This window comes from Paenibacillus tuaregi (genome assembly GCF_900086655.1).
Taxonomy (GTDB): domain Bacteria; phylum Bacillota; class Bacilli; order Paenibacillales; family Paenibacillaceae; genus Fontibacillus; species Fontibacillus tuaregi.
In genome coordinates, this window is sequence record NZ_LT575476.1 from 2,635,783 (window position 1) to 2,658,746 (window position 22,964).

Annotated in this window: 18 protein-coding genes and 1 pseudogene; 3 read left to right on the forward strand and 16 right to left on the reverse strand. The window is 43.7% G+C overall.

The annotated features are described in order from the left end of the window. Window positions 1–489: 489 nt before the first annotated feature. Window positions 490–1,194: a YggS family pyridoxal phosphate-dependent enzyme gene (locus BN6628_RS12175; protein ID WP_068617751.1), complete on the reverse strand. Its 705-nt coding sequence runs from the start codon at window positions 1,192–1,194 to the stop codon at window positions 490–492. Between the two features lie 151 nt (window positions 1,195–1,345). After that, a pseudogene (locus BN6628_RS12180) lies at window positions 1,346–1,774 on the reverse strand (MOSC domain-containing protein); the annotation flags it as partial. Between the two features lie 390 nt (window positions 1,775–2,164). Between BN6628_RS12180 and pdxR the strand changes: the two are divergent. Continuing rightward, window positions 2,165–3,583: a MocR-like pyridoxine biosynthesis transcription factor PdxR gene (gene pdxR, locus BN6628_RS12185; protein ID WP_068617753.1), complete on the forward strand. Its 1,419-nt coding sequence runs from the start codon at window positions 2,165–2,167 to the stop codon at window positions 3,581–3,583. Window positions 3,584–4,276: 693 nt separating this feature from the next. Here the strand turns inward: pdxR and BN6628_RS12195 are convergent. From BN6628_RS12195 to BN6628_RS12250, 12 genes are all read right to left on the reverse strand, one after another. Then, window positions 4,277–4,621, reverse strand: a complete 345-nt coding sequence (locus tag BN6628_RS12195) for an aldo/keto reductase (protein ID WP_262363168.1) — start codon at window positions 4,619–4,621, stop codon at window positions 4,277–4,279. Between the two features lie 85 nt (window positions 4,622–4,706). After that, complete coding sequence (locus BN6628_RS12200; protein WP_235847626.1) at window positions 4,707–5,462, reverse strand: carboxymuconolactone decarboxylase family protein; 756 nt, start codon at window positions 5,460–5,462, stop codon at window positions 4,707–4,709. Between the two features lie 48 nt (window positions 5,463–5,510). Next, on the reverse strand, window positions 5,511–6,491 hold the full coding sequence (locus BN6628_RS12205) for an aldo/keto reductase (RefSeq protein WP_068617759.1): 981 nt from the start codon (window positions 6,489–6,491) through the stop codon (window positions 5,511–5,513). A gap of 165 nt (window positions 6,492–6,656) precedes the next feature. Further along, the gene (locus BN6628_RS12210; RefSeq protein ID WP_068617761.1) at window positions 6,657–7,502 is read right to left on the reverse strand and encodes an aldo/keto reductase; all 846 of its coding nucleotides are present in this window, start codon (window positions 7,500–7,502) and stop codon (window positions 6,657–6,659) included. 30 nt (window positions 7,503–7,532) lie between these two features. Beyond that, a complete protein-coding gene (locus BN6628_RS12215) occupies window positions 7,533–8,762 on the reverse strand; it encodes a multidrug effflux MFS transporter (protein WP_068617763.1) in 1,230 nt (409 codons plus the stop codon). A 113-nt stretch (window positions 8,763–8,875) separates the two neighbouring features. Continuing rightward, window positions 8,876–9,424, reverse strand: coding sequence for an NAD(P)H-dependent oxidoreductase (locus tag BN6628_RS12220; protein ID WP_068617765.1), 549 nt, complete (start codon window positions 9,422–9,424; stop codon window positions 8,876–8,878). A 97-nt stretch (window positions 9,425–9,521) separates the two neighbouring features. Then, a complete protein-coding gene (locus BN6628_RS12225) occupies window positions 9,522–10,496 on the reverse strand; it encodes an aldo/keto reductase (RefSeq protein ID WP_068617767.1) in 975 nt (324 codons plus the stop codon). Window positions 10,497–11,102: 606 nt separating this feature from the next. Next, on the reverse strand, window positions 11,103–12,527 hold the full coding sequence (locus BN6628_RS12230; protein WP_068617769.1) for a 6-phospho-beta-glucosidase: 1,425 nt from the start codon (window positions 12,525–12,527) through the stop codon (window positions 11,103–11,105). 28 nt (window positions 12,528–12,555) lie between these two features. Next, on the reverse strand, window positions 12,556–14,445 hold the full coding sequence (locus BN6628_RS12235; RefSeq protein ID WP_068617771.1) for a beta-glucoside-specific PTS transporter subunit IIABC: 1,890 nt from the start codon (window positions 14,443–14,445) through the stop codon (window positions 12,556–12,558). Between the two features lie 168 nt (window positions 14,446–14,613). Next, complete coding sequence (locus BN6628_RS12240) at window positions 14,614–15,495, reverse strand: LysR family transcriptional regulator (protein WP_068617773.1); 882 nt, start codon at window positions 15,493–15,495, stop codon at window positions 14,614–14,616. Window positions 15,496–16,185: 690 nt separating this feature from the next. Beyond that, complete coding sequence (locus BN6628_RS12245; RefSeq protein ID WP_068617775.1) at window positions 16,186–17,064, reverse strand: PhzF family phenazine biosynthesis protein; 879 nt, start codon at window positions 17,062–17,064, stop codon at window positions 16,186–16,188. Window positions 17,065–18,066: 1,002 nt separating this feature from the next. Next, entirely contained in the window at window positions 18,067–18,465 is a 399-nt protein-coding gene (locus tag BN6628_RS12250) for a winged helix-turn-helix transcriptional regulator (RefSeq protein ID WP_068617777.1), read from the reverse strand. 136 nt (window positions 18,466–18,601) lie between these two features. Here BN6628_RS12250 and BN6628_RS12255 point away from each other — a divergent pair, with 136 nt between their 5' ends. Then, window positions 18,602–19,636, forward strand: a complete 1,035-nt coding sequence (locus BN6628_RS12255) for a zinc-binding alcohol dehydrogenase family protein (RefSeq protein WP_068617779.1) — start codon at window positions 18,602–18,604, stop codon at window positions 19,634–19,636. A gap of 275 nt (window positions 19,637–19,911) precedes the next feature. On the opposite strand, the gene BN6628_RS12260 is transcribed toward BN6628_RS12255, so the two are convergent. Continuing rightward, window positions 19,912–20,553: a hypothetical protein gene (locus BN6628_RS12260; RefSeq protein WP_235847627.1), complete on the reverse strand. Its 642-nt coding sequence runs from the start codon at window positions 20,551–20,553 to the stop codon at window positions 19,912–19,914. Window positions 20,554–21,065: 512 nt separating this feature from the next. Beyond that, on the reverse strand, window positions 21,066–22,442 hold the full coding sequence (locus BN6628_RS12265) for an MFS transporter (protein ID WP_068617783.1): 1,377 nt from the start codon (window positions 22,440–22,442) through the stop codon (window positions 21,066–21,068). A 107-nt stretch (window positions 22,443–22,549) separates the two neighbouring features. On the opposite strand from BN6628_RS12265, the gene BN6628_RS12270 reads away from it, so the two are divergent. Further along, entirely contained in the window at window positions 22,550–22,891 is a 342-nt protein-coding gene (locus BN6628_RS12270; RefSeq protein WP_068617785.1) for an ArsR/SmtB family transcription factor, read from the forward strand. Window positions 22,892–22,964: the final 73 nt, after the last annotated feature.

The window sequence follows — 22,964 nt, forward strand, 5'->3', positions numbered from 1 at the left end:
CCTGCGACAAGTCTTCAAAAAGTGCTGCCGACACCAAGCAAGGTCACATTAGCAGCTGATCTGACACCAGAACTTTAATCTGACCATCCCTGCCTTTCAATGCGAAGACAGTCCGCTAGGAAATGCGGGCTTGTGTCTGTATACCCATGCGTATTAGTGAAACACAACGTCAGTTTATCAAAATATGGTTTGTATCTACATATCCAAAAATAGTGTATTTGAGCAATCCATAAAACAAAGTTGATTCTCAAGTCCCATTATCCGGTAAATTCTAATGTTGATAATTGACCAAAATAAAACCGCCTTGGTGAAAAGGCGGTTTTGATGAGCTATCTCGTCAGCAATATCCGGTAGATCAATCGATTTAGATTGTTAGTCTATTTCAAATCCATAATCTCGATCCACCTTGCAAACTCTCGTTTTAAATATGTCGCGCAATATTCATCTCGTATTGGCCGTCCCGAAGGATTAGCGAATTGTTCACGACCGTCAAGCATCCCTCGCCTGAATCGGTTCCTCTCCAACTAATACCGAACCAAGCCTCAACCAGGTAGCCCCTTCTTCGATCGCAACTTCGAAATCATTGGACATCCCCATAGAAAGATGTTGCACGGGATAGGAAAAAATATCTTTTGCATTAAGTTCATCACGTAATCGTCTCAATTCTCTAAAAACCGGTCTAGTCGCTTCAGCATCGAGCTCGTACGGGGCCATCGTCATCAGCCCCACGACTCGAATCTGTTTCATCCGCGAAACTTCCTGCGCAAATGAAAATAAAGCTTCCGGAGAAAGCCCTTGTTTGCTCTTCTCCCCCGAAACGTTAACCTGAATAAAACAATTTACGACGGCATTCAAATCAGCAGCCTTCTTCTCTATTTCTTTCATTAACGATAAGCGGTCTAATGAATGTATATACTCGAATTTACCGACAATATCTTTTACTTTATTAGTTTGCAAATGACCGATAAAATGCCACGTTCCTAGTGGATGGAAGGTCTCATATTTTGACTGAGCTTCTTTCGTACGGCTTTCCCCGACATGGCCTATACCAGACAACAATACTTGCTCCACGGTTTTCATCGTCGTATATTTCGTCACAGCTATGATCTGGATCTCCTCTTCGCTTCTACCGCATCGCCCGCAAGCTTCGCGGATGCGATGTTCGACCATGGACAGACGATCTTGCAGATTCATTGGATCACTCCTCTTACGTCTTCATCCCAGAAGTAAGCGCCTCTGGCCCTCTTCATAAATACGGGCGCCCCGCCGCCTACCGCCTTAAATGAGATTCATTATAGATTCAATTCCTTTCTACATGGACAGACGACATTCCAGATTCATTGCCTTACGTGTTGCCTGTCAGTCTTTCTCGAGAATCCGTCTCGGTTCCCGCCAAACGTTTTAGAAACGTATTTCTCCAATTCAAGGACAATTCTTCCACTTCGAGGATTTGTTTGATGCCCTCGATATTATCCTTCTCTCGGTGCATAATCCGATTGGCAAATGAAACTGTAATTTCCTTAGGATGACGATGAAGAAGAGATAGTCCGTCGTCTTTAGAAACAACCCCCTCTGCCAGAACGCGGAAGTAAAATCCCGTGTAGCCCGTTTGTTGTACCTTCAAGAGCATATCCGGTACACCGTGCCTGATCGTCAACTTGTAACAAGGCTGTCTCGGCTGACTAACTTGAACGATTGCTTTACCAAGCTCAAAAATGTCCCCAATGCAGACATCGGTTTCCAACAAACCTCTTATCGTTAAATAATGAAAGAATTTCGATAGATGCCATTTAAATCACCTCGTCCAATATTTTGATCAACAAGTTTGCTGATGTGACTATATACCACGTTCCTGCATTCGTTCATGGTGAATCTCAACAGCAAGCCCTGAAAAATGAATAGCAACCGGAGGGTTGGGTTTGGTCACACGAATAACGGCATAATATATCGTCAACTCCAAATCATCCTCTACTCCTGCGGGAGACGAATCAAGATATAAAACTGCATCGACCGTTCACTACGCGAAAACTGTACAGCATTGCAAAGAAGAAAAACACTATGCTAGTATATCAATAAGTGGATTGGTTACATACGTCCAATAGATATGTGTTTAAGCAATCCAAAATAGGCCTGATTTCACTTCATCCTATAGGGGGGGATCAAATTGCTGAAAGTAAACCGGGACGATAAAAGACCCCTATGGCAGCAATTGCTCGGTCAGGCCATCGATCATATTACCAATGGTGTCTGGAAGCCAGGACAGCTCTTGACGCCTACTCGAGAGCTCGCTCAGCAGTTGGGAGTGTCCCGCTCCACCATCCAAATTGTGTATGATGAACTGCTAACTCGTGGTTATACGGTAACATCAGGACGCGGGGGGACACGCGTTAATGATTGGTTTCAGATCATTGACAAATGCGCTCCCTCGCTTGATCCGCCAAAGCTTCCTGAACTGCCGTTGCTAGTCGAACAGTCCCAACGCTGGTTTAGAAGTAAGGATAATCAGGAATCGGTCATTGATTTTAGTCCCTATCAACCTTTTGTAGATACGCAGTTGTTAAAAGCGTGGCGCAAATCGTATTTGAATGCCTCTTCCCAATTCAATGTTTCTTCCTGGTTTTACGGGGATGCTTATGGCTTTGAGCCGTTACGCCGACAAATCCAACGATATTTATCGCTAGAACGCGGGATTCATGTGCAAACGGATCAAATCTTGCTAACATCCGGAGCCCAGCACAGTATTGATCTCATCGCACAAACACTTTTGACCAAAGGAGATATCGTAACCGTCGAGGACCCAGGCTATCCCGTTGCTTGGATGACGATGAAATACCGGCAAATGAAGGTTACTCCAGTTCCTGTTGATGAGCACGGTCTTGTCATAGAGAAGGTGCCCGCTGACGCGAAGCTCATACTTGTGACCCCTGCTCATCAGTGTGCCGTAGGTGTAATGTTATCAGAACCACGCAGGCAACAGCTTTTGCATAGAGCCGCTCAGCAACGTGCATGGATTGTCGAGGACGATTATGACAGTGAATTCCGGTACCGTGGAGATCCGATGCTCACTTTATTTAGCCAACTTCCACAAAATTGTCTCTATTTAATGAGTTTCTCGAAATTGACCATGCCGGGCATTCGCATATCCGCAATTGTTGGACCTGCCGAAGCCATTGCACAACTGGCTCGCGTGCAAGCATTCACCTATCGCCACCTCCCGATCATGGAACAAGTGGCACTAGCACATTTCATCGAGCATGGGTATTTTATGCGCCATATGCGACGAGCCAGAAATATTTATAGACGTCGTCATGAAGTCATGCAAAAGGCGATTACAGCCAGTGGTCTCGGAGACAAGTTCACGTTGCGAGGGATTGAAACCGGTTTGCATGTACTACTGGAAGCGGATGAATCGTTTGACGAGGATGCGATGACCCTTCGGGCGCTTCAGGGCGGAGTTCGGGTACACCAGCTACATTCCTATTGTTTGGAGAGTAGACGCAAAGGATGGGTATTGGGCTTTGCCAAGGTAGACGAAAGGCTTATCGTGGAAGGCATGTATCGACTTGCTGAAACGGTCTTGTAGCATGTTCTGGGATATAGCACATCATCCTGTAATGTAAGGGTCTGTCAATAATTTTGTGTAAACCCACCAACAGTGGAACCTTAGCGTAAATGCTGACCGATGCGATCGGGGAAGAAGACGGAGAGCTAGAGGAGGATTTGGCCCCAGTTATAGATCCGCCCCGTCCACTGTTGAAAGTAGCTTTCGCTTTCGTCTATGCTTCTCGTAACCCAGATGCGTATTCAACTCGTGAGATTGCTTACGCTGACCGCCAGGCAACTCATTTCCTGCCAGTTTCATGAATGAGTTATATGTTTTCGATCCCTTGCTTAAATCTAAATAGTTATTTTGCAGCCTAAGTAGTTCAATGAATGCACTCGTATCATAATACGGAAAAAATTACGTTGTTGGATCGGATGGGTCAATTTCTAATGCTGTACCCATTTTAAAGAGTGCATCGTATGTCGCTGGATGCTGTGTTTAGCTAAACATCTAATCAGTAATCGGACTATGTTCTTGTCCATTCCGGTAATCGGTACAAGTTCCTGTCCTTCGACAACATCCACTTTGTGTGAGCTAAACTATAGCTCTTGTTTGTCATCTAAGACCATCCTTTCTTTGAGCCTGAACATCTCAATTTTATCGGGATGGTCTTGTTGGTCAAACCCTCGTTTCCTCCACCCGCATAGCGGGTGGTTTTTTGTTTCGCGCGTTTCACGCACTCAACTGACTAAAGCCATAATAAAAAATCCGCGCCAGGCGCGGATTACAAAAGGTATATGTTCTTGTCCTCTTACATTGGTTCACCAATTTGGCTAGTGACTCATGAATGGACTGCGTAACTGCATCGTAGTTCTTCACTTCAGCAGCAACCTTCGTCGTAATGAAAAGTTCTTTTATTGCGACACCGCAGGAAAGGATTGCTTTGCCTACACCCGCTTCATTCATATAAATCTGAGCAGTATCAATATGACGATATCCAAGAGATATCACAGCGCGCACTGCCTGTGCTGTCTGTTCATCATCTAGCATCCAGGTACCAAGACCTAATTTGGGAATTTAAATACCATTGGATAATTTGTAAGTTTCGTTAAACATGTTTTTGTCTCCTTCGTATGCTTGGTAAATTTCTTCTTGTTCACGGCTATTCCGGAATGATTTCATTTATGCAACTCAAAGCATTTAATGATCTGGGGAATCCTATATATGGAAGGCTATGCGTGATGGCTGCGATCATCGTTTCCTTGTCATTGCCGACATTTAGATTTCCTTGTACATGTGCCTTGACTTGATTTTCGGCACCTCCGAGTGCGCTGATGATGCTGAGCGTAAGCAGCTCCCGTGTTTTCGAATCCAGGCCTCCACGGGTATAAAAGTCGCCAAAACAGAACGCCGACAGATAGTCCTGAATATGCTTTTGATTGGAGGGAGCATTCTTACGATTTTTTTCAATCACATCGCCAAATATCTCTACCTGCATGGCAAGCCCTTGGTCCAATCGATGATTTTCATCAACCTGGTTTTGGCTTTCGAGAGGCAGTGGGATGTTTCTTTCTTTGAACACTTCATTTATTTCCGCTATCGCATTCAGGGTTTTCGGGAATCCTAAATAAGGTGCGCATTGATAGATGGCTTCCTTGATTTCGATCGGTGTAAGCCCAACGTTAAGCGCGGCATGGGCATGTGCCTTGATCTGGGGTAAGGTTTGATTGGCAGAAAGCACAACCAGGGTAATCAGCTCGCGAAGTTTATCGTCCAGGCTCCCCTGATAAAATACTTCCCCAAAAATGAAGCGGCTAAGAATGTCCTGAAAATCAGGATCGGTAGCGTATGCCGCGGGCACTCCATCGCCAAACAGTTTTTTATACGTGACTTGACTCTTTTCAATTCGATCCATCATAACTAACCTCCTGTTTGATATTACGATAAAATGAGATTACTGAAATCCTTACAATGCACCCACAACCGGGTGAGGTACATACGATTCTTCCAGCAAAGTCATCTCCTTCGGTGTGAGCGTTAACGCAAGAGCTGCCGTAGCGTCTTCGAGATGCGAAATTTTAGTGGCACCTATTATAGGAGCCGTAACTGGTTCTTTTTGAAGCAACCAGGCAAGTGCAACTTGTGCACGGGGAACGCCCCGCTCTTTTGCAATGGATGCAAGCCGCTCCACAATCACCCGGTCTGCATTGGCTGTGGCGTCATATTTGGATTTCTGAGCCTGATCTGTTAGAGATCGATGCGTCGCTTCCGACCAATCTCGCGCCAATCGTCCTGATGCAAGCGGGCTGTAAGGGATTACGCCGATTTTTTCGGCTTTACACAGCGGCATCATTTCACGCTCTTCTTCGCGGTAAATGAGGTTATAATGGTTCTGCATCGAGACGAATCGGGTCCAGCCATTATTCTCAGCTACATGCTGCGCCTTTAGAAACTGCCATGCAAACATGGCGGAAGCCCCGATGTAACGGACTTTTCCGGCTTTAACCACATCGTGCAGTGCCTCCATCGTTTCTTCGATCGGTGTTTCGTAATCCCATCTATGAATTTGATACAGATCTACATAATCGGTACCCAAGCGTTTGAGACTCTTATCGATTTCACTCATAATTACCTTCCGGGATAGTCCCTTCCCGTTCGCACCTTCGTGCATTTTGAAATAAACCTTTGTTGCTATTACGATTTGGTCTCGGTTCGCATAATCCTTCAAAGCGCGCCCGACAATCTCCTCACTTGTACCGTCTGAATATACATTCGCTGTATCAAAAAAATTGATTCCGAGCTCTAATGCCTGTTTTAGTATGGGGCGACTGTTTTCTTCATTCAGTACCCACGGGTGCGTCCACCGCTCAGCTACACCAAAGCCCATACATCCAAGGCAGAGACGAGATACGTCTAGTCCCGTATTTCCAAGTTTAATATAATCCATACACCCATCCTCCACTTTCTAAATATATTTCTCGCTTAAACATAAGGTTTAACATAAAACAAGCCATTTCTTTTGATGTATGAAACTTAGGAACTTGTCCTTCTTACTGAAACTCTTGTCTACGGGCAGCCAGTATTAGGTTTTTTCCACTACTGAAAATTAGTATTAAAATTTCATGTTGCTGAGCCGCTCCACTTCTTCAGGATCATGAAGAGATAGGATTAAGCTCTTTTTGGTATCTAACGTAGCGATCTTTTCCATATCTCCCCTACTTAATTCAAAATTAAAGATATCGAAGTTCTCGATGATTCTCTCCTTATGAACGGATTTTGGAATCACAACAACCCCTCTCTGTATCAACCAACGTAAAGCCACTTGAGCTACAGTTTTTTGGTGTTTTTCAGCTATGGATACCAATAGTTCATTTTTAAATATGTTGTTTTTCCCTTCAGCTAATGGCCCCCATGATTCAATCTGAACATCGAAATCCATCATAAATTGAGCATTTTCTACTTGTTGTGTGAATACATGCGTTTCAACCTGGTTAACAGCAGGAACGATTTCATGATGAACGATTAGATCCATCAGGCGGTCATTTAGAAAATTACTTACGCCGATTGCTCTGATCTTCCCCTGATGAAATAATTCCTCCATCGCACGCCATGAACCATGGACATCGCCAAACGGCATATGAATAAGATACAGATCCAGATAATCCAGCTGCAGTTTTTTAAGTGATGTTTCGAATGCTTTCTTTGCACTCTCATAACCTGCATCCTGAATCCAAAGCTTTGTTGTAACAAATATCTCCTCTCTAGGCACGCCACTCCGCTTGATGGCACGGCCAACGGCTTCCTCGTTTTCATAACCTGCAGCGGTATCAATCAAGCGATATCCTTCCATTAAGGCGTTATAAACCGATTCTTCACACAATTCTATATCTTCAATTTGATAAACTCCAAATCCGAGTATCGGCATTTCAACACCATTGTTCAATGTAACCTTTTGCATGCTAAATCCCCCTGTTTCGGCAACGATTGGTTATTTATTTGAATTTAAGCTGTTTTTGTTGCCGGGTAACCTTTTTATACCCTTAATGAGAACGATATAAGTAATGATGGATAACAAACTGGTCGAAAAAATAACGACTCCAAAAGGTAGAGCAGAATTTTCACCCGCAATTCCCACAAGCGGGGACGTTAAAGCACCTAACGCAAATTGGAATGCACCAAGCACTGCCGAAGCGCTCCCAGCAATGTGCCCCTGCGACTCCATAGCTAACGTAAAAGAAACGGGTCCAATTATCCCAATGGAAAAAGCAAATAAAAAAATCGAAATAAATATGGTAGATAAAGGTGCATGTGACAATACGACTAAGAAAATTGCAGCAGCAGATATAAAGGCGGTGATGATTCCGATCAAAAATAGTTGACGTTCCGGTACCCTACTTGCAAGAAGTTTAACGAATTGAGATCCCATAATAATAGCAAGGCCATTCAAACCAAAGAGGATCGAAAACATTTGCGGTGACACACCGTATATGTTCTGATAGATAAATGGAGTGCCCGCAACATAGGCAAAAACTCCAGCGAACAATATGCCGTTGACAAGGGCATAGCCCATAAACGAGCGATCGCAAAACAAGTTGCTATAGTTTTTAATCAACGTTCTGAAACTGCTCGGCACACGTTGCTGAATCGGTAAACTTTCCTTTATCCACCAGGTTGTTATCCCAGTCAATGCTATACCTAGTCCCCCCAAAAAAATAAACACACCTACCCATGAGCTATAGGATACGACTATACTTCCGGCTGTAGGGGAAATTAACGGAGCCACGTTGCTTATCATCGTAAGCAGCGATATAAACTTAGTCATCTCAACCCCGCTAAACCGATCGCGAACAATCGCGCGAGAAATAACGAGTCCGGAGGACGCCGCAGCCCCTTGGATGAATCTTAAAACAATAAACCATTGAATACTTGGTGCAAAAGCGCACCCAACCGAGGAAAGGATGTACAAGACCATGGAAGTCAGCAATGGCCGCCGCCTTCCATAAATGTCACTTAAAGGTCCCATAATCAACTGTCCTAAACCTAACCCTAACAGGCTAGTAGTTAAACTCGCTTGAACTGCCGATGCCCCTGTTTCAAAAAATTCACCAATTTGCGGAAGCGACGCAAGATACATGTCGACGGTAAACGGCCCCAATGCCGAAAAGGTTGCCAATATTAGGGCAAAACCAAGACTGTTTCTTTTTGCTTTATGTGTCATTTACTAAAACTCCTACTACGTTAGTTGAATTGACCGATTCATTGTTCTGCTAATGCATCGGGTTCTCCCACGAATCTCTGACCTTTTCATTTGTGCCACACCTTTTAAAAAGATTACCGCACAGCAAGCCGCTCAAGTCCTGGGTTTAGGACATAGTCCACGTAATTACGGGCGGCTTGTTCAAGCTCCTCGTCTGATAGGTGCTGCATAACCCCATACAAGATATAGGGTGTCAAATAGCGTGTCCCAATCAAATGACTGGTTGCCTGAAAAGGTCGTAGCAGCTCTGGAACAGTGTATTTAAAATTGCCATCCGACGAATAGTTTTCTCTAGCTGCACCGGCAGAAATAGCAAGCAGCAGTTCTTTTCCGTGGAGCTTATCGCCTTTGCTCCCATAAGCCCAGCCGTAGGTAAGGACAGCATCCTCCCATTTTTTCAACAAAGAAGGGCTGCTGTACCAATAAAAGGGAAATTGCAAAACGATACGATCGTGCTGCTCAAGAAGTCTTTGCTCGGTTGCGACGTCGATGTTCTCGTCGGGATATGCCTCATAAACACGGTGAACGGTAACGCCAGCTTGTTTCTCCATTTCTTCAGTCAAGCGTCGATTCACACGCGAAGCTCCAAAATTAGGGTGAAAAACAAGTACAAGTGTTTTCATCTTCATTACTCTCCATCCAATTGGTATTTTTCTGATTTGATTATTTAAATACACGTTAACTCGTTAATACATACAGGCATCATCTGATCTCCTTGTCTTAAAAATGACCAACGACTCGGTGCGGTACATACGGTTCTTCCAAAAATGCAATTTCTTCAGGCGTTAATGAAATGGAAAGCGCGGCCTCCGCATCTTCGAGCTGGGAGATTTTTGTCGCGCCGACAATCGGAGAAGTTACCGGTTCTTTGTGGAGCAGCCACGCAAGTGCGATGTGAACCCGGCGTACGCCATGTTTCTTCGCGAGACTCGCTGCCCGGTCTACCACCAATTGATCCGCATCTGCCGTTGCATCGTATTTTTCTTTGGCAATTTCATCGGTTTCGGCTCGATGTGTAGCCTGCTCCCGGGCCAATCTTCCGCCTGCCAGCGGGCTATAGGGTATGACCCCGATTTTTTCTTCCTTGCACAGCGGCAGCATCTCTCGCTCCTCTTCGCGGTAAATGAGGTTTAAATGATTCTGCATCGATACAAATCGCGTCCACCCGTTTTTCTCAGCTACATGTAACGCCTTCTGAAACTGCCATGCCCACATGGCAGAAGCCCCAATGTAACGGGCTTTACCTGCTTTAACTACGTCGTGAAGAGCCTCCATCGTCTCTTCGATCGGTGTGCCTGGATCCCAGCGATGAATTTGGTACAAATCAACATAGTCAGTTTTTAGCCTCTTAAGGCTCTTATCGATTTCGCTCATGATCGCTTTACGGGAAAGTCCGGCTCCGTTGGGACCTGGATGCATTCGTCCATGGATTTTGGTCGCGATAACAATTTCGTCACGGTTCGCATAATCCTTTAATGCATTTCCGACAATCTCCTCACTTGTTCCCTCAGCATAGACATTCGCTGTATCAAAAAAATTAATTCCAAGCTCCAAAGCTTTCTTGATGATCGGACGTGCCCGCTCCTCATCAAGAACCCACCGATGATGGCCTTTCAATGCTTCGCCAAAGCCCATACATCCAAGACAAATCCGGGATACGTCCAATCCGGTATTTCCTAGTTTCGTATAATCCATTTGATCGTTCCTCCTTTTCTTTCCCTGAAGAGTATAAAAATACTGTCACGGAACGGGCTCTCGTACTGATCATCGAATCCAAGTATGGACCGTCCCCATATTTCCAACGAGATGATATCGTAATTGGGTTTTAAGATCTTTCCTGTCAATCGGTACAGCCTGCAATCAAAAGCATTTATAGTGTGTGCTAAACCCGAATGGACTCCTCGGCTTGAAATGAACATTGGTTGTTTAATCAACTCGTGTTTATAATTTTATACAGAAATCATATGCTTTCAATGATCATTTCCCCGCAATGTGTGCGTTACTCAACAATTGATCTATAATTGCCGATTATCTTAAGATGAAGGACATTAAAAATGACTAAAGTGGGTCGAAGAGAACTCACGTCCCAAGAAGCCATCAAGAAGGCTATTCTTGAACTGTTGAAGTGAATGTAACCGAAGGAAAAAATCAAGGCTTAAATCGAGAAGTTATCTTTAGAAAGGTCCCTTGCGTACCTCTACCGAGGGATGGCCGACCAACCCCTTTATGTCTTTACTCCGTTGTATGGGAGAACGAAATAACGCATAAAGCCAATGACTCTATGCGTTATTGCTCATCCGTTTAGAGCACTTTACCATTGCTTTCAATGACTTTTTTATACCAATCAAACGATTTTTTCTTGCTGCGTTTCAATGTACCCTTGCCATCGTCATCTTTATCAACATAAATAAAGCCGTATCTTTTACTCATTTGCCCCGAACTAGAGCTTACTAAATCAATACATCCCCAAGTTGTGTACCCCAACAAATCTACGCCATCTTCCTCCACGGCGGTTATAAAGGCTTGGATATGTTCACGCAAATACTCAATTCGGTAATCATCTGCAATAACCCCCATCTCGTCAGGCGTATCGATCGCACCCAATCCATTTTCGACGATAAATAGCGGCTTCTGATAACGGTCATATAATGAGTTCAATGTAATTCTTAAACCTTCCGAATCGATTTGCCATCCCCATTCACTCGTTCTCAGATGTGGGTTGCGCAGTGTTGGGAACAGGTTGGCCGCCGTTTTTGTATTCACTTCCGGATCTGCACTTGTTAACCTTGAACCATAATAGCTGAAGGATATAAAATCAACGGTATTGTTTCGTAAGCATTCCTCATCTCCGTCTTCCATCACGATATTAATATTCATTCGTTCTAACATTTTCTTCGCATAATTCGGATACTCGCCACGGGATTGTACATCGACGAAGAAATAATGCTCACGATCTCTTGTCATTGCTTTCCAGACATCCTTTGGTGCACACGTATACGGATACGTGTTGGCACCCGCCAACATACAGCCAATCTTCATCTCGGGATTGATTCTACGAGCAATTTGAGTTGCTTTTGCACTTGCAATTAACTGATGATGAGCAGCCTGATACTTAACAACATCTTCATTTTCGCCTTCTTCAAAGACAAGCCCGGAACTTCCGAAAGGCAGGTGTAACAACATGTTGATTTCGTTAAAAGTAAGCCAGTATTTCACTTTATGCTGATAACGGTTGAAGATCGTTTCACACAATCTCTCATAATGATCAACCATTTTCCGACTTCTCCACGAACCGATCGTTTTCACCAAATGGATGGGCACATCAAAGTGGGTAATCGTTACTAATGGCTCGATCCCATATTTCAAGCACTCGTCGAACACATCATCATAAAATTTCAAGCCCTCTTCGTTTGGAAGCTCGTCATCTCCATTAGGGAAGATTCTTGTCCATGCCAACGATAAACGGAAACATTTAAAGCCCATTTCAGCAAGCAAGGCAATGTCTTCTTTGTAGCGATGATAAAAATCGATCGCCTCATGACTTGGATAGAAATGCTCATTATCACATTCCAGCATTTTCATTTTACCTCGCAACACAGGAACACGATCCTTGCCTGCCGGAATGACATCAACGGTGGATAGTCCCTTGTTACCTTCTCTATATCCCCCTTCGCATTGATTGGCCGCAACGGCTCCACCCCACAGAAAATCTTCTCTTAGTGCCATCTATAACACTCCTCAATTTAAATAATTGTTACGCTTTTACAACCAACAACGTATTGACAAAATCAACATTTTGCTGACTGGTTTCTGGTATTACATCTGAGTAACTATAGGAATTGGTGACAATGATAGGCGTTTGAGTAACATAGCCCTCCTGTCTGATTTTTTCCAGATCAAAGGTTATCAGTGTCTGTCCTTTCGTAATTCTCTGACCTTCTTCAACAAAAGCTTCAAAGTATTTCCCATTCAGTTTCACTGTATTTAAGCCAACATGAATTAGAATTTCGACCCCCTCATCGGACAATAACCCCATCGCATGTTTCTTAGGAAACAAGGATACAATCTTGCCATCAAAAGGAGCGATTACTTTGCCCTCACTAGGTTCTATCGCAATTCCTTTCCCCATGGCCTCAGCAGCAAAAGCTGCATCCTGTACGTCCTGGAGTGGAATGATCTGACCTTTGATTGGAGTCGTAATAACGGAATCTTTAATTGCAATGACTTCATCCGGAACCGCACTCACCTCGTCCGTGCTTGCAACAGGATTTTGAGCGGGTAGGTCTTTTTCGTATTTCAAACTGAGCAAATAGGTCAGTGCTGCCGTCACAACAGTTGTTATAACTAGTGCGATCAGAATGTTATATAGATTCCAGATATTTTCACCAATGTACAACGGAATCGCTGGAATTCCTGAAGCGCCTGTCGCATAACGAGAAACATCCATTACCCCTGCATAGAGTCCTCCAATGGCAGCTCCAATCATACCCGCTACAAGTGGGTATCTCTTCGGTAAATTCACACCATAAAGAGCTGGTTCCGTAATTCCCATCAACGCTGTAATACCACTGGAAGCTGAGATTTGTTTTAATGCTTTGTCCTTGGTTCTCATCCCTACAACTAATGCCGCCACACCTTGTCCAATACAGTTGATCATCGCTCCCGGACCGAGGATATTCTCATAACCTGATGTGGTAATTTGAGCGATGGATAGAGGAACAATATTATGGTGCAGTCCAAACATAACCAGTATTGGCCAGAAGGTTGCAACAAGGAAAATAACCAGCCAGCTACCATGTGCACCCAATAAATCAAAGCCCATAGCTAAATATGTTCCGAAAAATGACCCCAGTGGCCCCAATACGGTTAAAGCGAGAATTCCCGCAACTAAAATGGTGCACATCGGAACAAAAATAATTTTTACTGCATTAGGAATGATCTTCTTAAACATAGATTCAATATAGGATTGTGACCAAACGATCAAGAGAATTGGGACCACTGATGAGCTATAAGATACAAGGGTTAGTGGGATTCCAAAAACACTCACGGCATTCCCATCTAAACGCAATTGCGTCAAGTTTGGATGAAGTAAAATACCCGCTAAAACGAGTGCCAGAACGGGACTACATTTTAATTTATTCGCAGCCGAATATGCCAATAGAAACGGTAAGAAGTAGAAAATGGCATCCGACATAAGACTGACTACATAGTAAGTTTGGGAATCTTTAGATATCCACTTGAACAAAATCAGTAGCGCGAGTACTGCCTTGATCATACCGGCGCCAGCTATAGCAGGAACGATTGGGCTAAAAGTTCCAGATATGAAATCAATTAATTTCCCCAAAACACTAACTTTTCTAGCATCAGTTGGCTCTTCCGATGAACTCATGTTAGGTTTAAGGTGCTTGATCACTTCTTTGTAAACGTCTTCAACATGTGTCCCAATAACGACCTGGAACTGTCCACCACTCTCGATAGCATCAATAACACCATCGAACGACTTAAGCGCATTTTGATCTGCCTTGCTATTGTCATTCAGTGCAAATCTAAGCCTGGTCATACAGTGAGTCAGCGTGGATACATTCTCACTACCGCCCACTTTCTCTACAATATCCTGAGCTAACTTCTCATATTTCTTGCTCATCCATACCGCCCCCTCTTGTTGTTGCCGTCTAAATGAATGGAGCCGAAAGCGCTTTAAATAAACAATAGAAAAAGCTATTTATCTAAAAAACATAAAGGCTGCATTCATTACACCTTTAAAATATCATCAGATAAACAGCTATAGCCAATACCTATAATTTATACTTTATTATGCTTGAAAAGCATGTTTGATATGCTCCAAAAAACGTACTGCAGTTTGACTGAATATCTTATGTTTTTTCCAGACAATCACCGTTGGAAACTGAAGTTCCGGGTAAAAGGGTCTAAAACATAGCGTGTTAGACTGCTTCATTGCAAGCGCACCTTCAATACAAATTGCAGTTCCTAACCCCTGTTCGACGAGGTTAAGCACGTTAGATATTAAATTGTAGGTCGCTACAAAGTTTAGATGTGCGTACTCATCGGCAAACCAGCTTGCAATCTCGTTTTGTACGACAGATCGACTGGATATGAGCAGAGGCACCCCGACTAAATCGGTTGAAGTTACATACTCATTCTGTGCGAGTGGTGATGAGCTCTTCATAAGCACTCCCCAGCGCTCTTTTTGAGGCAGCCTGATAAAATCATATTTCTCAATGTGAATCGGCTCTAATAAAATACCTACGTCGAGCAGTCCTTTATCTATACGCTCCTTTATGTCATCGCCCGTTCCACTAAAAATATGGTACTTAACCTGTGGATACTCGACATTGAACTCTTTTAGCAGACTTAATATCACATTAGATGTTAAAGATTCAACACTTCCAATGGAGAGGGTTCCTCCCACCAGATTATGCTGATCCCTAAATTCCTTCTCCGTTCTATCCGCAAGAGTAAGGATCTCCTCTGCCCTTTGACGCAAAAGCATACCTGCCTCCGTTAGTGTAATTTTGCTTTTCCCACGGGTAAACAGTTGGGTTCCTAAATCTTTCTCCAAATCAGCCAATTGCCTACTTAACGTAGGTTGTGTTACATGGAGAATCGTTGCTGCATGCGTTATATTCTCTACACGGGCAACTGTTAAAAAATATCGAAGCACTCTTAATTCCATAATTTCCTCCTAAGATGCATTAAAAGAACGATTTTAGTGGTGCGATGATTCGTAGTCTTCAGTTAACGATTACCTGAAGATGACGTTGATTAGGATGATCAACTGCCTTTCTTAACTAATATGGGTGATTATACATCAATTAGGGTGAGATTACTTACGCTGACCACCCGGCAACTCATTTCCTGCCAGTTTCACGAATCGATCCCTTGCTTAAATCTAAATAGTTATTTTGCAGTCTAAGTGGTTCAATGAATGCACTCGTATCATAATACGGAAAAAAATTACGTTGTTGGATCGGATGGGTCAATTTCTAATGCTGGACCCATTTTAAAGAGTGTATCGTATGTCGCTGGATGCTGTGTTTAGATATACATCTAATCGGTACAAGTTCCTGTCCTTGGCTTGGGACACAAGAATTTGTACCGATAAAATAAAAAAGCCGCTAAAATAGCGACTTCAATGGGACCAAGTTCTTGTCCCTCGACATTCCCCCGTTTTCAACTCGACATTTCAGGAAGGAAAGAAACGCCGCAAAACGATCAAAATCAAGGGAAACGACAGCTTGGATGAAGTAATGTTAACCCGTCGTCTGCTCACGCAAGCATCCTCCGCTATCTAGACTCGCCAGTAGCAGAATCCTCCCGTTGCCCCGTAAGGTACCGTAGCTGCAAACAGCCAGTTTGATTTCACTTATATTGTGATATGTCTTCGTTCAATGCCAACCACTGCTCCGCCAACCCGAACCTGGTTGATTTCACCGCTCTCGCTCAGGCGCATTCCTACCTTAATTTCAGAAGGACAATTCATCGAATACCCTTGTCTGAACGTGACGTGCTCCACTTCCCGCAAAGACAGTTGGCCATGTTGGTACAAATAGCTGAGCAGGGCACCGTTGGATGTTCCTGTCGCGCTCTCCTCGGGAATATCGTACAGCGGCGCAAAATTCCGACATTCCGCAGCAGCATCGTCTGGAGTATCCATCGTGAACAGGTGATATCCAACTACATCATATTTTTTGCTGATGGCGGTTATGGCGTCAAAATTTGGCTGAACTTCATTCAAGAGCTTCCTGCTGCGGATCGGGATCAAAATGTCCCGCAGCCCCGTCGAAACAATCTGGATGGGCAACCCGGTTTCCAGATCCTCGGCATCCATCCCCAAAGATGGGGCGATTTCCTCACAGGATATCCTTTCAAGAAATTGTGGTAAGGCTTGTGACAAATAAACAAGACCCTCAGAGCTAATATCGACATCCAAAATCCCTGCCTTGGTTTCTATCTTATAGGAGGTCCCTTCCTTTACCAAGCCCAGCGAATGCATTAGTCCAAATGCAGCAATCGTGGCATGTCCGCACAGATCAACTTCGCTGGCGGGGGTGAAATAGCGGATTTTGTAATCCGCAAGCAGGGATTTTTCCATAAAGGCCGTCTCTGAAAAGCCCAATTCTTTCGCTATAAGCTGCATATCGGCAGCATACAGCGAAAGGTCACCCTCCAAGACAACGCCTGCTGGATTACCACCACGCTCCCCTTTCGCAAACGCATTTAACGTATACACTTCCACATTCATGTTCCGCTTATCCTCTCCTTATCTTTGAATGATAACGATTCTTTAAGTCAGTTTCTTCCGCTCCTTACGACATTGCATTATGTTCATTCCAGGCAGGCTCTCCCTGCCCTATCAGTCCCTATATACACCGTACCGTTACAACTGCAAGCAACACAGGTCTGGACGACAAATAGATCCGACTTCCAGGAAAGCCATGCCAATGCCGGATGCTGCGCATCAAGGTTGATCAGCATGGGCCAAGGATCCATTATACCACGGACAGCTATACCGGCCGTCAACATCCGCACAGAACGGACTCTCTTGCTCTTTGAATCGGAACCGGTCTCGCTTGCATCCCGTTTCCTTACGTTTAATTTGAATACCCTCCCATTTTACACAATTCGTATCTATCCAGCCGAAAAATACGTAGGTACAGCAAATTGTACCATTAATAAAGATAAATTAGGCAACTTATTTAGAACTACTCTGCCCGTTAGCTTAATGAAATTGCATGGAAACATGGTTAGATATTTATCTAATCGGTAATCGGCTCAGATTCTTGCATTCGCTTAAGTTGGTAGTTTATCCTTTGGCGAAAATCACTATTTTTAGCGAATAACAGAGCTCTCTTATTAAATGCTCAGATAGCAACTTAAGCTAACAAGCCCGTACTTTAGTTGTTTTTAAAAATGTCGCTTGGTTGTTATTAGGTAGTATACTAGTACTCCTGATATCATCCTTAACATTGGTACTAAGAGAAAATACAAACTCACGTTAATACTTATAAGATCATAGATGAAAACCGTTAATCATAATTACGTAAAGATTAACGGTGTATTGCTTGTCAGCGGTGGTTCTAATTCAACTAGTCTGCCCGTTAGTAAACAAAAGCAGCAAGATCACATGGATCTGCTGCTTTCTTTTTTGTTATCATGCTATCGTTTCCCGTTAGTTCAATGAACTAGGGAGAGGATTTTAATTAATTAAATATACACTTTAAATAGTATAGTTATAAGGAGAAAGTCACATCGAATCTACCATGGATTCAACCACGTTTTCTGTCTGTCTAGAAGTAGCACTTGATAAATTTTTATGTTTTTCTCCCCAGATTTTCATTTCGATAATGATCGGCACTAATGTGCGTCCGAATTCCGATAGCGAGTATTCCACTTTGGGAGGAACTTGCGGGTACACTTCACGGTGTACGATCCCGTCTTCTTCAAGCTCTCGAAGCTGTAGCGCCAGCATTCTCTGTGTAATGGTCGGACATATTCTGCGAAACTCATTAAATCGTACGGGACCTTCGATCATATGATACAAAAGTACACCCTTCCACTTGCCGCCAATGACATCCAACGTATACTCGACGGGACAACCTTCTTCATTCGGGCATTGGCCATATCCCGATTTGCGGTCACGCATGTATTTATCCTCCTCTTTTAACAGTATACAAATTGATACTACATCACACTAATGTGCGTACTATTCATGATAGTTAATATACGTTATATTACAACCAGAAAGCAATAAGTGATATATATTCAAGGAGGAAACGACAATGTCAAAACCACAAATGAAAGCTATCGGCTTGCTGAAGTATTTACCCATTAATCAACCTGAGAGCTTGCTGGACGTCATGATGGATGTACCTGAACCTACAGGGAGAGACTTGCTGATCCGAGTCAAAGCCATTTCTGTTAATCCCGTCGACGTTAAAGTGCGCGCTCCCAAAAATCGGACCGAAAACGTGCCAAAGGTTCTCGGTTGGGATGTTGCTGGTGTCGTCGAACAAGCCGGACCAGAATCCTCACTGTTCAAACCTGGCGATGAAGTGTATTATGCCGGCAGCATTGCCCGTCCTGGTGGGAATAGCGAGTTTCACCTCGTTGATGAGAGAATCGTCGGTTTTAAACCAGCAACACTGGAATTTGCGCATGCAGCCGCTCTGCCGTTAACCGCTATCACCGCTTGGGAAGGATTATTTGATCGTTTGGGCGTGTCTGCAGCCACCGAGCGCAACGAAGGCAAAACCATTTTGATCATCGGGGCGGCGGGTGGTGTTGGTTCTATTGCGACACAACTGGCCAAACACGCTGGCTTGACTGTCATCGGCACAGCTTCACGCCCTGAATCTTCTGATTGGGCTAAAAACATGGGAGCTGATCACATCATCAATCATTACGAAGCATTTCTCCCTCAGCTTAAAGCGCTGGGCTTGGAACACGTTGACTATATTTTCTGCTTGAACAGTACGGAGAAGCATTGGGTCAATATGGCTGAAGCCATTGCTCCTCAAGGGAAAATCTGCTCCATTGTAGAGACGGATGAGCTGCTTGATCTGACCTTACTGAAAAACAAAAGCGTCACTTTTGCCTGGGAGCTGATGTTCACCAGACCATTATTCCAGACTTCGGATATGATTGAACAGCACAACCTGTTAAACGAAGTTTCCCGTATGATCGATGAAGGACGCTTACGAACTACGGTTGCCCAGATCCTCTCTCCCATCAATGCAGCCAATTTGCGTAAAGCCCATGCAATGCTGGAAGAAGGACGTATGACAGGTAAAATTGTGATTGAGAACTTCGAGTAACTAATCGATTGCTAAACGCAAGGACAGGAACGTTTGTACTCGAAGCTAATGTACCGCTTAATACGTCTCCACAAACGTATCATAGGAAGAGTCAGTTTATGTATATATTATTCGCGATATTATGCTATTCTGTCCGTTAGTTAAACAAAAGCAGCCGATCACTATGGTCGGCTGCTTCTCGGATTTACTAAACTAACGTTTCCCGTTAGTTGAATTCTTTGGTGAATTTAAATAACAGATGTTGTTTTATCATTAGTGTCACTTCCTTTCAAGCTTCAATTACCTCTGCTCCTAAATTCATCAAGCATCTTCTTGCTTTCTCCTAATGAGCGAAGTTGGACAATATCCCCTTTTTCATTTAAAGTAAAATGTCCTTTGAAAGCATCTGGCATGGCATTATATTGTTTTTCTTCCTGCTCATATGCCTGAATAAAACAAGCATATCCATATTGATTTACTAAATACGGCAGCCCAAAAGCAGAACGAAGCAGCTCATATTCTTGAAAGTTATAAGGGGTGCTTTCAGGACGTTTCATCAGAATTTCTATGAATTTAGACATCAGTTTCTCTACTTCTTTCTCAGTCGCATACTTTGCATAGCCTCGAATTGCAGTCAATCTCATGTCTAGGTAGCGCTCTTTTTTAAACGCTTTTAAGAAGAATTCCTTTAAATCAATATCTTCACAGAACACAAGTGCTTTCAATATTGTGTTGCGAATGTACAAATTTTTAGCCTTAAAATATAGTTCTATTAAAAATTCAACATCTTCATTTGACAACGTTATATCCTTACATCTTTCCAGCAACTGTTGAAAATCGTTTTTATTTTCAAACCCTCTTTTTTGGGACATTTTCTTAAGCTCTTCAATTATATTTATCATATGTATCCCTCCATCATTTCCTTCCTCTTCGGCCAATGTAATGAACCCATCCCAATTTCAATAATATCGTCAGTTAATTCTTTCATATCTTGATCAATTTTTCAAAATTGATAAGGCCATGACCAACGATTTCTTGTTTGTCGCGAGCTCGTTTATGTACCAAAATAATTGTATTAGATAAATCAATAATGGAAGTTATTGGTTCCCTCCAGCAACTTCAGTAAACGCGGATTCATTGAGAATACTAATCGGGAATCCTCCTTCGCCACAATAGCGACTCACCCATTTCAATCCCACTAGTATTAATATACAAAAAGACAGAGGTATCACGCCATTCCTGCGCAATCCTCTGTCGGAACAGTCGGTCATTTATTTCGATAATTCAAAGTAAGTATATTGGATCTCAATTATTTAATTAAACATCTATTCGATAGGCTGACAATAAGTATCATTGGACTTACCACAGAAAAATATTGCGTTAAAAAGACAAAAGCCCAAGATCCGTCCAGCAGGATTTTCAGGCTTTTGAAATGCTATGGTTAAAGCAGTTACACTTGCGGCTGGTGTTGCATGGCTGATCTCAGGTAGAGCACCGCACAGCTAATAGATACGATGACGATGATGGTCAGCCCCCAGTAAATATTGCTGTAGGCCATGCCCATTGGCAGATTCTTTTGCATCGCCAGTGCGCTGGCAGAAGCAGCAACCCCCATGGCTCCGCTGCAGAACTGCAGCAGCTGGTACAGCCCCATCCCGGAGCCCATCTCGGCCGGCAGCAGAATACGGGAAATTTCGTTGGATACGCTGCTCGACAGAATTGTGAAGCAGGTGCTCATCAGCATGTAAATGAAGATGATGGCTACATATGAGCTTCCCTCAAATAATGCAAACAAGACGACGGCTACCAGGAAGAACACCGGGATAATCCGAAGAATAGGGTTGTTGCCACGAGAATCAATAAACCGACCGACCCGCTGAGAGACAATCATGGCCAGGAACGATCCCGGAAAAATCACCATTCCCGCCTGGATGGCGCTTAGACTGTACTGTTTCACCAGAATCTGCGGCATCAGGAACAAGGTCGCAAAGCTGCAGAGATAAGCAGCGATACCGACCGCTGCCAGGATCAGATAGCGGCGGTTCTGGAACAGGGATGGCAGGACAAACGGTTCCTTCGCCGAGCGAATCCGGGCAGCGAACAACACAAGCGATACAATCCCTCCAGCCAGACCAATCCAGGAATGATTCGTTAAGGCAATTAGCAGGCCTGTCGTGCCCACGCTAATGAACAATGCGCCCAGGAAATCGAAAGACCCCTTCTGCACACTCTCTTTTGGAATAAAAATGACGAACAGCGGTATCAGAAGCATCGTGATTGCGGTAACTACAAACAACATATGCCAGCCTAAATACTCGACAATGGCTCCACCAATAACCGGACCCAGTCCAAGACCCATCGAGACGGAGGACATGGTAATGCTCATCGCCTTGCCGCGGCGCTCAACCGGAATGTAACGGGAGTTCAGAACCATCGTCAGCGCAAGAATCGAACCCGCGCCAGTGGCTTGAACGAGCCGTACAATTAGAAGCATCATGAAACTGTTGCTGAACAACCCTGCTATGGCAGCAAGACTCAGTGACAAGATACCTATTATGAACAGCCTGCGGATCGGTACAAAATCGGCAATACGGCTGTATGTAATAGACGAGACGGCAAAAACGATCGAATATCCAGTGACAATCCACGAGGTTAACGCAGGTGTCAGATGAAAAGCGACTGCAACATCAGGCAGAGCCAGATTGAACATCATGGTATTCATGATGACCAGGACGATCGCTACACCTAGTAAAATGACTACAGCCCGTTCATTTATTACGGCCGGTTCCTGTCCGTTAGATTCGGCTGGTACTGTTTTTTTATTCATTTTCTCCACCATCCAATTTCTATTGTTCGATTGTTATCGAAATTTGAAAATAATATAGCACGGTTTGTGTTATAATGCAATCATCAGTAAAAAAAGGAGGGCCTCCCGTGAAGCTCTTATATCATCCCGACCGGGCGGATATTCATTTATCCACGGTACTTAATGCACTAAGCGATCCCATTCGTCTGTTAATCGTTTCTGAACTGTATCAAGCCGGTGAACGCCCCTGCGGTGAAATTAACGTTCCTGTGGTCAAATCCACAGCGTCTCATCATATCAAGAATCTCCGTGAATCAGGCATTGTTCAGGTGCGTCCTCATGGAACGCAGAGAATCGTGACTCTGCGGGCGGAAGACTTGAATCTTCGTTTTCCTGGTCTGCTCGCTTCCATTCTCGAGGCTTTTGAACATTCCGAAGAGAAGAGCAAGCTGTTGAACCCGGACAGCTGATCTGCCTATACCCCCAGTAATATCAGATATAAGATCATTCTTTAAGTATTTTATTTTTTGAATCGGTGTTTCT